We start from the raw sequence: 14,549 nt of genomic DNA, 5'->3' as shown, positions 1-14,549 counted from the left end.
TTGACCAGCTTTAACATCCAAGCCAATTTTGACCTTCAAGCAAAGTTCCATCGATTGTCATTCTAGGTTTGGTGCGCCTCTGGCTTACGCGCTGTTATTTTGTGCTTGTCGGTGACAGACGCTATTGATCAGCGTGCCTTCTTTTGTAACCACCAAGTGTCTGATTACTAATGATTGCTTCTTCGGAATCTCATCTAGCAGTTACTCAGCAATGAGTCCTGTTTTGAAGTGTTAAGAAAGCCTTAAGAAGAAAGCTTCAAAGTGTGCATGCCGGGTGTAAGGCAGGGTTTTCATCAGCAGGGTTGGTTGCTAATCATCTGGGTTGCATTAGCTGTGTCTGATATGCTTTAATTGTCGCAAATGTCGTATAGGGCTGTTGTTTTTTCGCTAGGCTCATCCTCATGAAATTGATGAAGCTATATCTCATTGTGTTGACGAAAAGTACGTGGCGAATTAGAGGGTCGCCTTTATGAATCATCCATACGGTGGGATTGAAGCCCTTTTTGCGTTGAAGGTGGAAAAGGCTGCACACAATAGCAGCGAGCTAGATTCACTAAAGCCAGGGGGAATTTCTGATTTCCAAATTTGGAGTTAGTCGATTACTGAATTACTGCTTGCGTCATTAGATAGATTTCCTGCGCTTGCAACTAAGATTTGCAGGGAAATAGTAGTAAGCGAAGCGGAAGGGATTACGCGGAAGCTTGTTGAAGTATGTCTTTTAAAGACAATAGGGTATCAATAATGCGAAATAACCTTCCCATCACTGATCGTGAGCAGCGGTTTTCTGAAACGCAGCGCTTAATATCCAGCACAGACCTCAACGGAAACATCATGCATTGCAATCAAGCTTTCATCGATGTAAGCGGATATTCTCGTGATGAACTGATAGGGCAGCCTCACAATATAGTGCGTCATCCTGATATGCCGTCCCTTGCGTTCAGAACGATGTGGGAGCATCTAGTGGTTGGTAAGCCCTGGATGGGATTGGTGAAAAATCGCTGTAAGAACGGGGATTATTATTGGGTCAACGCATATGTTACCCCCATCACTGAAAACGGTCGTACGGTTGGATACGAATCGGTTCGGGTTTGTCCAAAGCGCGATGATGTAGAACGTGCTGAAAAGGTTTATGCGTCCGTTAATAAAGGAAAGTTACGCCACCATCTGCCTGCGGAGGTGGGAGAATGGAGCATTATGGCATTGACGGTGCTGATGGCCACAAGCCTACTAATCAGTGGTTATGCCGTAGGTGCAGCTTCGTTGTTGGGCTGTGTGGCAGTTCTGTTATTGGCATATTTGCAAAATCGACGGAGACGCAACATCAATGCATCTCTGTCGATAGTCCCTCAGGCCTTTCAACACCCTCTCGCTGTGAAAACCTATACGGACAGCAGTGGCTTAGAGGGATATTTACGCGTGGCAATCTTAAGCGAGCAGTCACATTTAGAAACGGTATTAACTCGTATTCAGGATGCGTCAGAGATTGTCGCCAATAACACTAAAGACGGTTTGGTAAAGTCCCAGGCGGTATGTACGGCGATGCAGTCACAACAAATGGAAACAGAGCAAGTCGCTACCGCTATGCATGAAATGACCTGCACTATCACTGAGGTATCAGGCCATATACAAGAGACGGCGGTAATGGCGGCACAATCAAGTCAATCGGCGTCCCATGGGTGTGAAATTTCCCGAACGACGCGGCAGTCGATAGAAGGATTACGTGACACCGTGGGGGTGGTAAGTGAATCGGTGATTGATTTAGCAAATCAGACTGCACTTATCGAACGTGCTGCACAAGTGATCGAAGAGATCGCCGATCAGACTAATTTACTGGCGCTTAACGCTGCTATTGAAGCTGCGCGCGCAGGTCAGTATGGCCGTGGCTTTGCTGTTGTTGCGGATGAGGTGCGGCAGCTGGCCCAAAGAACTCAAGATTCAACCAAAGAGATCTATGAAATTATTGAGAAGCTAACCAAGCGTGCTAATCAATCGGTGTTAGTGGCGCAGGATGGTGAGCGTGCGGCTGAAGCGGGGTTGGAGAAAGTTCTAGATGTAGAGGCGAGGTTAGTTGATATCTCCGGCATGATGAGTGAAATCGCCAACATGACGACCCAAATGGCTGCTGCCGTTGAAGAACAAGCACATGTGTCGGAGGAGATTAATCGACAAGTGGTGAACATTGCAGGCCTTACGAGCGATAGTTTGACGGAAGTAAATGAGTCCTCGAATAAGCTCGAACAGTTACATGTTGTAGCCAACAGCATGAGCGAGTTGGTGGGTGGTTTTCGGAGGTCGAATTGATGGTACTTAATGCCAGCATAAGCCAAAGCCAACCAGAGAGTGTTCTCACAGCGCTGCTCGAAGCTGCTGTTGATGCGATCGTTATAATCGACAGCAACGGCATTATCCAGTCAGTGTCTGATTCAGCCCTGACGTTGTTTGGGTATGCCCGGGAGGAAATGGAGGGTGAGAACGTTTGTCTTCTCATGCCGATGCCCCATAGGGCCCAACATAATTCGTATATAAAGCATCATCTCCTGACCGGCGAAAAAAAGGTATTGGGTAAAGGGCGTGAAGTTGAAGGTATGCGTAAGGATGGCACAGCGTTTCCGATGCGCCTCTCATTGGGGCGCTCTGATGCGGATGGCAGCCCTATGTTTGTAGGTATTTGTCATGATCTTAGTGACTTCCAACAGTTACAACAACGAACTGAAGTGGCTGAATTCCGTTACCAGAATATAGTGGAGGATGAGCGAGAGCTGGTTTGTCGTATTGATAAGAACTTGTCCCTTACCTTTGTCAGTACCGCACTATTACAAATGCTTGAATGCTCGATTGATGAAGTGATCGGATACAAATGCAACACACTCTTTAATGACGAGGATATTTCTGTGTTGCTGGGCTCTTTCGCCCGTGGGAGGAACATTTCGTCCCTACAACAAAAATATACCAGTCATCTTACCTGTAAAGGTGAGTCTCATTACATAGAGTGGGGCTTTAGCTTGTCCCCAGCGGCAGATGAAATTCAAGCGGTTGGTATCGATGTAACTGAGCGAGAGCAGGCTCTCTTAACGGCACAGTTTCTGAAGCATCATGATCCACTAACCAAAATGCTAAATCGAAAATCTCTGATAAAGGAGTTCTATACCCGATACCCAGCAAACACCTTGTGTGCATTGATTTACCTAGACTTTAATCATCTCCAGATTGTAAGTCATATGTTTGATCACGACACAGCGGATAAGTTGATTATTGAGGCCGCGCGCAGGCTTATTCGATATCTACCGTCTGATGCCTTGGTTGGGCGCACTGATGCATCGGCTTTCATCGTCGTTATGCCCGCTCATTCGCTGGATCATGCGCGTAATGAAGCGCTTCACATCGTTGAGCAGCTTGAGATGCCTTATGAGTTGGAGGGCGAGGTACTTCGCTCGGACGTCTCGGCGGGCATATCGTTTTATCCTAACGACAGTAAAGATATTAGTGTGCTCATTAGCCAGGCAGAGTCGGCCATTATCCATGGGCATCACAACCATGCCAAAGTGGTTCTGTTTGAGACGTCTCAACACGAATCCTTTAAAAGTCGTGTACGGATGGAACAACAATTACGTTTCGCTCTGGCTAATGATGAGTTACACGTTTATTTGCAGCCCAAGGTCGATCTGATGACCAAGTGTATTGTGGGATATGAGTCTCTATTGCGTTGGCCTATATCTAATGGTGGGTTTATACCCCCAGGGGAGTTTATTCCTGTAGCAGAGCAGACGGGCCTCGGCTGTGAGCTGGATCGTTACGTGCTTCGAAAGGTGGTGGAGCTAATCGCCGAATGTCGAAAGACGGGACGTGTGTACTGTCCAATTGCAGTTAACATTACTGCACAGCACTTCGGTGAAACTAACCTAGTTGAATATGTATCTGAGTTGTTGGATTTTAATGACGTAGACGCCAGCGATATTGAGCTTGAAATTACAGAGAGTGTCATTTTGGGAATTACACCTGATGTTGCGACAACGTTGGAAAAGCTGCGTTGCCTAGGTTTGAAAATAAGCATTGATGATTTTGGGACTGGCTATTCATCATTATCGTATTTGAAAGACTTGAGTGTCGATGCACTTAAGATAGATAAGAGTTTTATAGACGAGATTTCAGATTCGTGTGGTATGCATATTATTAAGGCGATCTTGTCAATTGCTGGGGCATTAAATCTAGAAGTCATTGCAGAAGGTATTGAGACATCGACACAATACCAGCTGCTTTTAGAAAATGGTTGCCGTATTGGTCAAGGGTACTATTTTTCAAAGCCTGAGCCTTACCTAGCTGCATTGTCGAAATTGGATGTTTGGATAGTGGGAAAGCACTTAATCAAGAATCTTTATTTGTTAAGTGGTGATTTGAATTAAGTGTTTTTTATTAAAGACTTTTGATGGTAACAAGATGTGAGTCTTATGTGTGTTCTGAACGTGCTTTAACAGCTAAGAACATGTTTTAGTTCGCGTCGCAGAGCGCTTGTTAGATTTTAAATATGTTACCTTCACAAGGGGGCGTGAGTTTATGGATGAAAGCTTGTATACGATATTGGTTGTTGACAGCGGTTTGGAACGTCGTGTCGCCTTTAAAAGTCTCTTTTCTGACTGTTACCAGGTCGTATTGGCTGAAAATGGAGAGCAAGCACTCCATATGTTGGAATCAGAACTTTTGTTTGACTTGGTGATCTTGGGCGAGAATATGTCCGTGGTGAGCAATTTTGATGTACTGAAAAGTGTTCATCACGCTTGCAGGTATAAAGATACACCTGTTTTGATGATCGCCAATAGTGTCGATGTAGACGATGAAGTACGGGCTTTAAAGTTAGGGGTGGCTGACTATATACACAGGCCTTTTGATCCAGTTGTTTTGAGGCTTCGTGTCAAAAACACCTTAAAGCAAGCGGAGTTACTCAAACAGCTTATAACTCTTGCTGATACTGACTATTTAACAGGACTCAATAACCGTCGTTCGTTTGCCACAATGTTTGATAGGGTCTGGAGACGTAGCGCCAGAACAAACTCCCGTGTTTCACTCGCTATCCTGGATATAGATTTCTTTAAAAGATTTAATGACCGTTACGGCCATGCCGAAGGAGACAAAGCTCTTAAAAAGGTGTCTGAGGTTTTACGGGAGCACTTTCGCAGAGCAACTGATTTTGTTGCACGGTATGGTGGGGAGGAGTTCGTTATACTGTGCACGGATATAGAAGCTAAAGAGTTAGATCACCAATTAGCGAAGACAGTGCAGGCTATTGAAGCGTTGCAGTTGCCGCATGAGTCTTCAAATGTCTCAAAGTGGCTTACAGTGTCAGTGGGCGTAGCGGTTGTCAATGCTGCAGATGGTGTGACTGAGAAGCTATTCAAGCATGCGGACCGAAGTTTATACGCCGCTAAGTCTTCCGGCAGGAATTGTGTACTAAGGCATAGCGAAGCGTTAGAGGGTGGGGTGGTTGATGAATTACCGTAGAGAGCATAGAAAAAACTGTTTTCCCAAGGCCACTGATAGAGCGAACTTATCAATTTTTATGCTGTTATGGCATTTAGGTTGTGATGCAAAGGGCGCCGATGCCCTCGGTATCTCCAGCAAGCTAACTGATAATTGGAATATAGTATGAACGCAATTGTACTGGATAAGCTTATCTCAAGCCTTCCCAATCTAACGGCGCGTTTGGAGAGTATTCATGAATCGGCAATCAATAAAGTTGCATCATTAGATCGAATTGCATGTGCTATTTATGACCCTAAGACAGACTTGCTAAAGACGTTTTTTAATTCAACGATCAAGGGGAGTGCAATCACTAACTATGAGTTTAAACTATCAGACTCTCAGTCGCTGAAAAGTCTCTCTGAGACGGCTTCATGTCGGGTGGTTGATGATGTCCAGTACTCATTTGTTCCCAATACTGAGCATTCCCGATGGCTCCTTCAACAAAATTACTGTTCATCATTTACAGTCCCAATGTATAGCGGGGAACACTTTATAGGGTTTGTTTTCTTCGATAGTTTTGAATCGGGTGCGTTTGATCCAAGGGCCCAGCGTGACCTTATACTATATGTTAACTTGATCACGATGGCGATCTCATCCGAGTTGATTGCAGTTAACTCATTGATGGCGACGGCATTGGCTGCGCGCAAGTTTGCCGACCTTCGGGACTTTGAAACGGGCAAACATCTTGACCGTATGGCGCAATTTTCACGCTTGATTGGCCGAGAGTTGGCGAAATCACATCATATTAATGATGAGTTTATAGAGCACTTATACCTCTTTGCACCGCTTCATGATATTGGAAAAATAGGCATACCTGACAGTGTATTGCTGAAGCAAGGTCGATTTACGCAACAAGAGCGTGAACTAATGGAGACCCATGTTGAAAAGGGGGAAGAAATACTCAATAAGGTTCTAAATGAGTATGATATTGGCCATCTGGCAGACTCAAAAATAATGTTAAACATTGTTTCTTGTCATCATGAATACCTTGATGGTTCGGGTTATCCGAGAGGGCTTAAGGGAGACCAAATACCAATCGAAGCCCGGATTATAACTGTGGCTGATATCTTTGATGCTCTTACAAGTAGTCGCCCTTATAAAGAGCCGTGGAATGTTGAAAATGCTCTCGACGAGTTAGAAAGAATGGTTGAATCGGGCAAGCTTGATAGAAGCTGTGTCGCTGCTCTTCGTGGGCGTAAGGAACAAGCACAAAAAATCGTCCGTGATCTAGTTGATGAGGATATTAAAGCCTAATTCACCGACTGTTGTATGTAAGCATAATCAATTGCAATTTTAGTCTAGCTCAAGGTTGTAAAGTGGCTGTTCTTAAAAAAACAGCCGAAATAGAGGGGCACGCCATTTATATCTGCGAAACTGGCGGCGCTTTATTTCCGGGTTACCCAGGATTAGTAGACACCGCCGATAGTTAGCTATATCCCTACTGTGGAGGTGTATCATGGCTAAACGCAAGTACTATTCCTATAAGGAAGAGTTTCGCGGCGAAGCGGTGAAGCGGGCGAATCAGCCCGGCTACACCGTCGCTTCAGTGGTGAAAGAGTTAGGGATTGGCAATCTGAACCTTTAACCAATCAGCTCAGCTTGTTTTTCATTGTATCGCAGTACCAATCCACGAACTGGCATACACCGTTTTCAGCGATGTCAGAGAATGGGCCTGGGATGTAAGACGGGGAGCTTACGCCGCGGAAAGTTTCCTCAACCAGCTGGCGGTCCTGGTCGTTGGTCGCCAGCCAAACTTTGGTCAGCGTATCCAGGTCGTAGTCCACACCTTCTACCGCATCCTTCGGCACGATCCACTTGGTGGTTACCAGGGTTTCACCGGAACTCAGTGGCAGTACGCGGAAGCTCAGTGCGTGGTCGCCCAGGAAGTGGTTCCAGGTGGATGGGTAGTTGAAGTACAGCAGGGCGCCGATGTCTTCTACGTCTGTGTCATCCAGGCGGCCGTTCACGGCAGGTGTCCCATCCATGGTGTAGCTCACTGCTTTTGCAGACAGTGGGATTCGGGTCATACGGTACTGGCCATCTGCGTCCATCACCAGACGGCTTGGCAGGCCTGCTGCTTCACACTTGTCCCAGTGTGCAACCAGCTCTGGATCGTCATCGCCGCCGACACCGGCAACAGACAGGTTCTCTACGAAGGAGTTCAGCAGTTCAGGATGGTTGCCGTCACAGTGGTAGCACTCACGGTTGTTCTCGAACACCAGTTTCCAGTTACCTTTTTCAACCAGGTTGGATTCGAAGGCAACTTTGCAGTTTTCCAGGTTGTGCGGGGTAATGAACGGGCTCAGGTCCTTACGGAACTGTTCGAAGTCCGGCGCTTCATCAGCCACACAGATGTAGATGTAGGTGTTAACGACTTCACAATGCACAGGCATCAGACCGTGATCGTCGTTGTTGAACTTCTCGCCCATGTTCGCCGCGAACAGCAGTTTGCCGTCCAGGCCGAACGGCCATTTGTGGTAAGGGCATACCAGCTTGGCCACTTTACCTTTGGACTCAGCGCATACACGTGAACCGCGGTGGCGGCACGCGTTGTGGAAAGCGCGAACATCGCCATTGTCATCACGTACGATCACCACCGGATAGTCGCCCACCTGAATGGTCATGTACTCACCGGCCTTTTCGATCTCGAACGTATGACCGGCAAAAATCCACTCCTTATGCCAGATCTGCTCCAGATCCTGCTGATAAACCTCATCATCACGGTACAGTTCGCGGCTCAGAGCGTGGCGAGGTTTACGCTGATTAATCAGCTCCAGAGTTTTGGTTTTGCTTGTCATCTCAGTTACTCCCATGACACTACGCTGCGGTAGGCATTCTTATTGTTGTGGTTTTGTTGGCCTTCGCAGTTACACTGAAACTATAGTATTTTCGCTCAGTGATCTGCTGGCGCTGTCAGTCATTTTGGCGTCGCATCCCGTTGAGTCGCCGCCGGTTGAAATCCGTTTACTTACAGACCGTAGGTTTATTTCAACTTGGAAATCAGTGTATTAACGGGCCGAAAACCGGTAAAGCGACTTTTTATTTAGAGAATTGAATACCTGAAGTTATGGTTAAACACGTCGAACCCGACCAGATATTGGTGAAAATGCCGTCGTTACGGGCCGTGAAGTCCTTTGTGGCTGCGGCGAAGTATCAAAATTTTACCCGTGCAGCGGAGGCACTTTGTGTGACGCAGGCGGCGATCAGTCGCCAGATTCGTGAGTTGGAAGCCTCTTTGGGCGTGGAGTTGTTCAAGCGCGCAGGCAGAGCAGTTGAGCTGACCGAAGCGGGCACTATCTTCTACGATGCGGCCTACCTTTCGTTTGTGAACATCGCGCAGGCGGCGCAGCGCATAGAAAACAGCGGCAAGCAGAAACAGGAACTGACAATTTGCTGTTCACCTGCCTTTTCAGCGTTCTGGTTGTCCTCCCGTTTGCCGAGCTTCTTTGCGGCGAACCCGGATATCGACGTGAATGTTGTAACCACCAACAACTTCCTGCAGATGGAACCGGGCGTTCATCCGGATGTGTTTATCAATAAGGCGAGTGACCCGCGTGAGGGCTACCACTCGATTCCACTCTTTTATGACCTGATCTTCCCGGTGTGTTCGCCGTTGTATCTCAAACAAAATCCGGAGATCGCGACACTGGAAGGCTTAAGGCATACGACCTTGCTTAATCTGAGCCCGTACGGCCGTTCGCAGATCGCGGAACACGTAGATTGGGGGGTGTGGTTCAACACCCTCGGCATTGATATCGACGTGGGTATCGAAGGGGAGCGCCACCTTTTTAACGCCAACGATTACAACATGCTGATCCAGATGGCGCTGAACCATCAGGGCGTGAGCCTGGGCTGGCATCAACTGGTGGCACCGATGATCGAGCAGGGCTGGTTGGTACGCGCGGGTGACGCGGAAGCGAGATTCCGGGAGAAACTGCATTATCTGACCTACTCAGAGAACAAGAAGGATAACGAAGCCTTTTGTACCTTTAGGGATTGGTTCCTGAAGTGTATTGCGGAAGAACCGACATCGGTGGTGAATGCCGAATAGGCATGCGGTAGATACCGGCGAATACCTGTAAATGCGGCACTGCACAGGCCGCATTTTTGCTGCAATGTTTTTGTATGTGGATTCTTGAACTGTTTTAATTATTTGGTCGCAATTTAGTGCTAATGCTGGTTAGTGCGAGTTTCGTGGTGTTAGAATCTGTTTCAATTTGTGTTCAGTGGCCGGAGGCTAGTTCTTGGTCAGCGTTGTCTGAGCTCAAAGGAATGACTGTGTAATCGAGTAATGGACGTTGGAAGGCAACTTGGATACCCCCGTAAATAATATGCTGGGCATGGACGTTGACGTTGGCCGCGCTGCACACGCCGTGACAAAGGCGTTGGACTACGTGGGCGTAAACGATAAGAGCCACGGACGCCGTGTGGGTCTGATCTGTCACCGTGTGGCCCATCTGCTGGGCTGGACACGAAAACGCCGCCACTTCATCCTGCTCGCCGGTATGCTGCACGACAGTGGCGTATCATCCACGGCCGTTCACAAGAAAATAGTCGGTGAACTCGAATGGAACGGTGCCGAAGAGCACTGTGTTCGCGGTGAACACTTCCTTAGCAGTTTTCCTCCGTTTCAGCGTTATGCTGAAGCCGTGCGCTACCACCACACCCGTTGGGAACATATACCTGAATCGCTGGATCAAGCGACTGGCGAATACGCCAACCTGATCTTTTTGGCGGATCGTCTGGATGTTGTGTACGTCTCTTTTATCCAGAAGAACCCATTGCACATGGTGTTGCTGGAACGTCAGGCAATCCTTGAGGAGTTGCGTCCGCACGTCGGGACGTTGTTCTCAGAAAAACTCTTTGTGGCGCTGGAGCAGGCCGCGCTGAAAGACAGCTTCTGGCTGGAATTGCGCGATGAGTTTCTGGACGATGCGATCTTTGAAACCTTGTCTTCCGCTGACTACCGGGTCTCTCTCAGCTTTGACGAGATTGAGTCACTGGGTGAGCTGATCTCCCAAGTGGTGGATGCCAAAAGTCCTTTTACGCACTACCACAGTTTGCGGGTAGCCGATATCGCGTACTCACTGGCGGGGCTAGTGGGCTGCGATCAGTACGAAAAACGTCTGCTGCGTATCGCCGGTTTGCTGCACGATGTGGGTAAGCTGCGCACGCCGGACGAAATTTTGGAGAAACCCGGTGCTTTAACACCGGAAGAGCTGGCGCAGATGCGCAGCCATCCATTGGACAGCCGTCGCGTATTGCAGGCGATATTCCCCAATACCCTGATTGCCAAGTGGGCGGCGGAACATCACGAAAAGTTGGATGGTTCCGGTTACCCGTACGGCTGGCATGCCGATCAGATCGATATTCCGACACGTATACTGTCTATTGCCGATATCTTCCAAGCGCTGTGTCAGAAACGCCCATATCGTGGGCGTTTGGGCGTGGATCAGGTGTTAGCGATCATGGATGACATGGTAAGTGGTGGCCAGCTCGACAGCAGCATCTATGAAGTCCTCAAGGTGCATAAAGTGAGTCTGTATCAGCTGGCGATCCGTGAAGGCACCTCCACGCTCGATCTCTAATTTTCCACTCCTGTTTTACGCAATTAACCACATTGGCGTTACCTGTTTCTCCAATATCTATCTACGCACTCAAAAATTAGGAATTTTTCCTATAGAAAGTTGGGGTGCGTTGAATAGACTTGAACGTACACCTTGCTAGATGGAATGAGATCCTTGATCCAGGGAAGGATCTGTCACCCTTTCCCGAAGTTGGCTATCTGAAGCGGTCTAATTAATCCAATAAAAAGACAGGACCTGACATGGCTATGCTTTTTCTCCTCATGCTTCCCGCTTTCTGCGTCTTACTGCTGATGGCGCTAAGCTCCGGTCGAAATGCTGATGACGAGCTGATCCGTTTGTTGGCGCAAGAAGGTATCAGGCCGAAGCAGTAACCTCAGTACTTTGCTTCAGACTGCGTAAGCTCCAGATCCCAAGGATTGGGCCGGGCAATAAACACCACGCCAACCACCCTACAGGAACTGTACCGATCAATACGGCGATCAGCTCAACTGCGAGCGCCGTGGTCACATACCCCAATGCATTAATCAGCGTCAGAGCAGAACCCAGCACACTGGATGGTGCTGTTTGTGCCGAAAGTGCTGAGAACTGCGCCGAATCTGCCACCACCGAGAATCCCCAGATAAACCAGAACGGCAGTACCAGCCAGATTGGTGCCAGCATCATCAATGGTGACACCAGACAGCAGATCCCTGACACAATCAGCATGTTCTTGGCGATCGCTAGGCTGCCGTAGGTACGTGACCAGATTCCGGCAACCACACACCCAAATGCACCGGTTGCGATGATCATAGAGGTCCAGAACGCGCTGTTTAGGGATTGTTCGTGAGACTGATTCCAGGCCAACAACCAGATCGGGGCCAACGCCCACATCGCATACAGCTCCCAGCTGTGGCCTAGATATCCGCCAACCGCCGCGCGCAGTGGTTTGCAGCGTACGATTTCCGCCAGTGCCCGCAAGTTAATCGGCGCGCCTTGGGTCAGGTTAGGGCCATCCGGCACAAAACACAGGATCAGCGCACCGCCGGTAACGGCTGCCACGCCAACCAGTGCCATCACTTCACGCCAGGACGTATTGGGCAAGCTGGAGAGCAGATGCGGGGTTGCGGTACCAAGCACCAAGGCCCCGATCAGATAACCCAATGCACGCCCAAGTCCTTGTGGATACCAACCAGTGGCGATCTTCATCCCAACCGGGTAGATCCCGGCGAGCATCATGCCGCTGAAAAAGCGTAACCACAGGACCTGATCCAGTGTTTGTGCCGAGTTGGAGATGATAAGGCTGCTTGCACCGCACAGTGTCGCGCAGAGGAAAAACAGCACCCGTGGTGAGATTCGGTCTGACAGCGCAAGAAAGCCAAACAGTAGCGCGCCTGAGATAAATCCCCATTGCACGGAATTGGTCAGTGGTGCCAGAGCGTAATCACTCAGCAGCCATTCGCTTTGCAGCTCGGGCAGGATTGCATTGCCTGCAAACCAGGTGGAGGTGCCCAAGAACTGGGCCAGGATGATGATCGGCAGAATATGCCGCGGGCGGGTTATCTCAGTCAACGGGTGTCCCTGCATGCATGTTGTACCAGCAATTCAGTATGTGCTGTGACAGAAAACTATAGGGACGCTACGAAGGCAGCTATAGGCCCAGTTGGGAATCACGTGTTGGTACCAGCGAGGGATGAGGTGGTCACATAGTGGACTGACTATAGCCACTGATCGATGAGCAATTCACGAATCAACTGGTAACGCTTTGGCAGTGGGCGGTGTTTCTTGGTGATCAGGAAAACTTCGTCTTCCACGGATACCGGCAGGCTGGCGCTTTGTAGCTGGTCCGGAAACGGAAATGCATCCAGAGACGATTTCGGAATTACCGTGAAACCTAGTCCTTTTGCCACAGGCAGCAGAATCTGACCGAGCTGATTGATATAACCCGACTCCGGGATCTGTCCCATACCACGGAAAGAGTCTGGATAATTAGTTTCCAACACGCGGGAGGCGTAGTGGTGGCCGTCTGGGTGATTTATAAAACCCAGTGTTTGCAGTGAATTCCAACTGGCCTCTGTGTTTTGGGGTACGACCAGGCACAGTGTGTCTTTGCCCAGGTGTTCGCTATCCAAGAGAGGATCGTTTACCGGCTGGGTGACTATGCCAAAATCGGAATGGTTGTTTTTGATGCGTTCGATGATCGCAGTCTTTGGGGCCGCCTCTACACTGAAGGTTAATCCGCCATACCGTTTCTGGAGTTCCAGCAGGTTAGGGTAAAGCTGCATCGCCATTGAGCCTGAACAGGCCAATCGACATTCACCAGTATGTGGATCATCACCGGCAAGCTTATGCTGTAGCTCAGTCTCCGCTTCCGCTTGTTGAACGCCGAATTGATACAGAAGTTCGCCAGCATCGGTGAGTTCGAATGATTTACCAAACCGGTGTAAGAGAGGGGTGCCGAGGTGTTCCTCCAGCTTTTTGATGTGCTGACTGACGCCCGGTTGGGTCATATATAGCTGTTCAGCAGTGCGGGTGAAATGATTGGTTTTCACCAGGTGCATAAAGGTTCTGAGGAAGACGGGATTTATCATAATGTGAAATTATCATTTTGATGATTAATGATAATTTTAAGTGTTGAGCGGTGTTTTTTAAACTGGTCTCAATGATTGATTAGGAGACCAACCCATGAGCCATACACCGCAAGAAACCACTGTTCGTCCATATCCACGCACATTTTCCCATATCGGCATCTCCGTGCCGGACCTGGAAGCAGCGGTGAAGTTTTACACCGAAGTACTGGGTTGGTACCTGATTATGGAACCAACCGAAATCGTGGAAGACGAGAGCGCCATCGGTGAGATGTGCACCGATGTTTTTGGTCCGAACTGGGAGTCTTTCCGTATTGCGCACCTTTCCACCGGTGATCGTGTTGGCGTAGAGCTCTTTCAGTTTAAGAACCAGGAAAACCCGGAAAATAACTTCGAATACTGGAAAACCAGTGTCTTCCATTTCTGTGTTCAGGATCCGGATGTGGAAGGATTGGCCGAGCGCATTGTTGCAGCCGGTGGCAAGAAACGTATGCCAAAACCACGTTACTACTATCCGGGTGAAAAGCCGTACCGCATGATCTACATGGAAGATCCGTTTGGCAATATCCTGGAGATCTACAGCCACAGCTACGAGCTGCACTACGCTTCAGGTGCGTATAACTAAAGAGTGATTGGACACTGTCAAACGTGTTGCTGATTGTATAGGTGCTTCTAGTTCAGATTGATTTCCGTTAATGCCGGATGCGGTAACGCGAAAAATGGGAGGATTACCCTTCAAGTATATTCGGGGTCGGGATGGAAATGCACTCTTCTGGAGTGCATATCTAATTGTAAACCTCCCCTAATTAGTTACACGCATAATTAGAGTTTTCCAGCGGGTCATGTTTGGCCAGATATTCCCAGGGGGTGAGGTCACCCAATG

At 48.6% G+C, this 14,549-nt stretch carries 11 protein-coding genes; 8 read left to right on the top strand and 3 right to left on the bottom strand.

The genetic code is table 11. The features are described 5' to 3' along the window. Positions 1–711 precede the first annotated feature (711 nt). From QKW35_RS19345 to QKW35_RS19325, 5 genes are all read left to right on the top strand, one after another. On the top strand, positions 712–2,301 hold the full coding sequence (locus tag QKW35_RS19345; protein WP_282355788.1) for a methyl-accepting chemotaxis protein: 1,590 nt from the start codon (positions 712–714) through the stop codon (positions 2,299–2,301). Then, a complete protein-coding gene (locus QKW35_RS19340; protein WP_282355828.1) occupies positions 2,301–4,400 on the top strand; it encodes a sensor domain-containing protein in 2,100 nt (699 codons plus the stop codon). The genes QKW35_RS19345 and QKW35_RS19340 overlap by 1 nt, the downstream gene beginning before the upstream one ends. A gap of 151 nt (positions 4,401–4,551) precedes the next feature. Next, complete coding sequence (locus tag QKW35_RS19335) at positions 4,552–5,493, top strand: GGDEF domain-containing response regulator (protein ID WP_282355786.1); 942 nt, start codon at positions 4,552–4,554, stop codon at positions 5,491–5,493. A gap of 144 nt (positions 5,494–5,637) precedes the next feature. Beyond that, positions 5,638–6,768, top strand: coding sequence for an HD-GYP domain-containing protein (locus tag QKW35_RS19330; RefSeq protein WP_282355785.1), 1,131 nt, complete (start codon positions 5,638–5,640; stop codon positions 6,766–6,768). 202 nt (positions 6,769–6,970) lie between these two features. Continuing rightward, the gene (locus QKW35_RS19325; RefSeq protein ID WP_282355782.1) at positions 6,971–7,099 is read left to right on the top strand and encodes a transposase; all 129 of its coding nucleotides are present in this window, start codon (positions 6,971–6,973) and stop codon (positions 7,097–7,099) included. Between the two features lie 4 nt (positions 7,100–7,103). On the opposite strand, the gene QKW35_RS19320 is transcribed toward QKW35_RS19325, so the two are convergent. Then, positions 7,104–8,312 carry an aromatic ring-hydroxylating oxygenase subunit alpha gene (locus QKW35_RS19320; RefSeq protein WP_282355780.1) on the bottom strand — a complete coding sequence of 403 codons (1,209 nt, stop codon included), beginning with the start codon at positions 8,310–8,312 and terminating at the stop codon, positions 7,104–7,106. A gap of 269 nt (positions 8,313–8,581) precedes the next feature. Here QKW35_RS19320 and QKW35_RS19315 point away from each other — a divergent pair, with 269 nt between their 5' ends. Beyond that, positions 8,582–9,565 carry a LysR family transcriptional regulator gene (locus QKW35_RS19315; RefSeq protein WP_282355779.1) on the top strand — a complete coding sequence of 328 codons (984 nt, stop codon included), beginning with the start codon at positions 8,582–8,584 and terminating at the stop codon, positions 9,563–9,565. A gap of 259 nt (positions 9,566–9,824) precedes the next feature. Continuing rightward, complete coding sequence (locus QKW35_RS19310) at positions 9,825–11,102, top strand: HD domain-containing phosphohydrolase (protein ID WP_282355776.1); 1,278 nt, start codon at positions 9,825–9,827, stop codon at positions 11,100–11,102. 354 nt (positions 11,103–11,456) lie between these two features. Here QKW35_RS19310 and QKW35_RS19305 read toward each other — a convergent pair whose 3' ends face one another. Both QKW35_RS19305 and QKW35_RS19300 read right to left on the bottom strand, forming a co-directional pair. Beyond that, positions 11,457–12,650: an MFS transporter gene (locus QKW35_RS19305; protein ID WP_282355774.1), complete on the bottom strand. Its 1,194-nt coding sequence runs from the start codon at positions 12,648–12,650 to the stop codon at positions 11,457–11,459. A 146-nt stretch (positions 12,651–12,796) separates the two neighbouring features. After that, on the bottom strand, positions 12,797–13,669 hold the full coding sequence (locus QKW35_RS19300; protein WP_282355773.1) for a LysR family transcriptional regulator: 873 nt from the start codon (positions 13,667–13,669) through the stop codon (positions 12,797–12,799). 94 nt (positions 13,670–13,763) lie between these two features. Between QKW35_RS19300 and QKW35_RS19295 the strand changes: the two genes are divergently transcribed. After that, positions 13,764–14,291 (top strand): lactoylglutathione lyase family protein, encoded by a 528-nt coding sequence (locus QKW35_RS19295; protein WP_282355772.1) that lies wholly within the window; start codon positions 13,764–13,766, stop codon positions 14,289–14,291. The last annotated feature ends 258 nt before the right edge of the window (positions 14,292–14,549 follow it).

Source organism: Pontibacterium granulatum (genome assembly GCF_029961155.1).
Taxonomy (GTDB): domain Bacteria; phylum Pseudomonadota; class Gammaproteobacteria; order Pseudomonadales; family Balneatricaceae; genus Pontibacterium; species Pontibacterium granulatum.
This window is presented reverse-complemented; position numbering and strand designations above follow the sequence as displayed.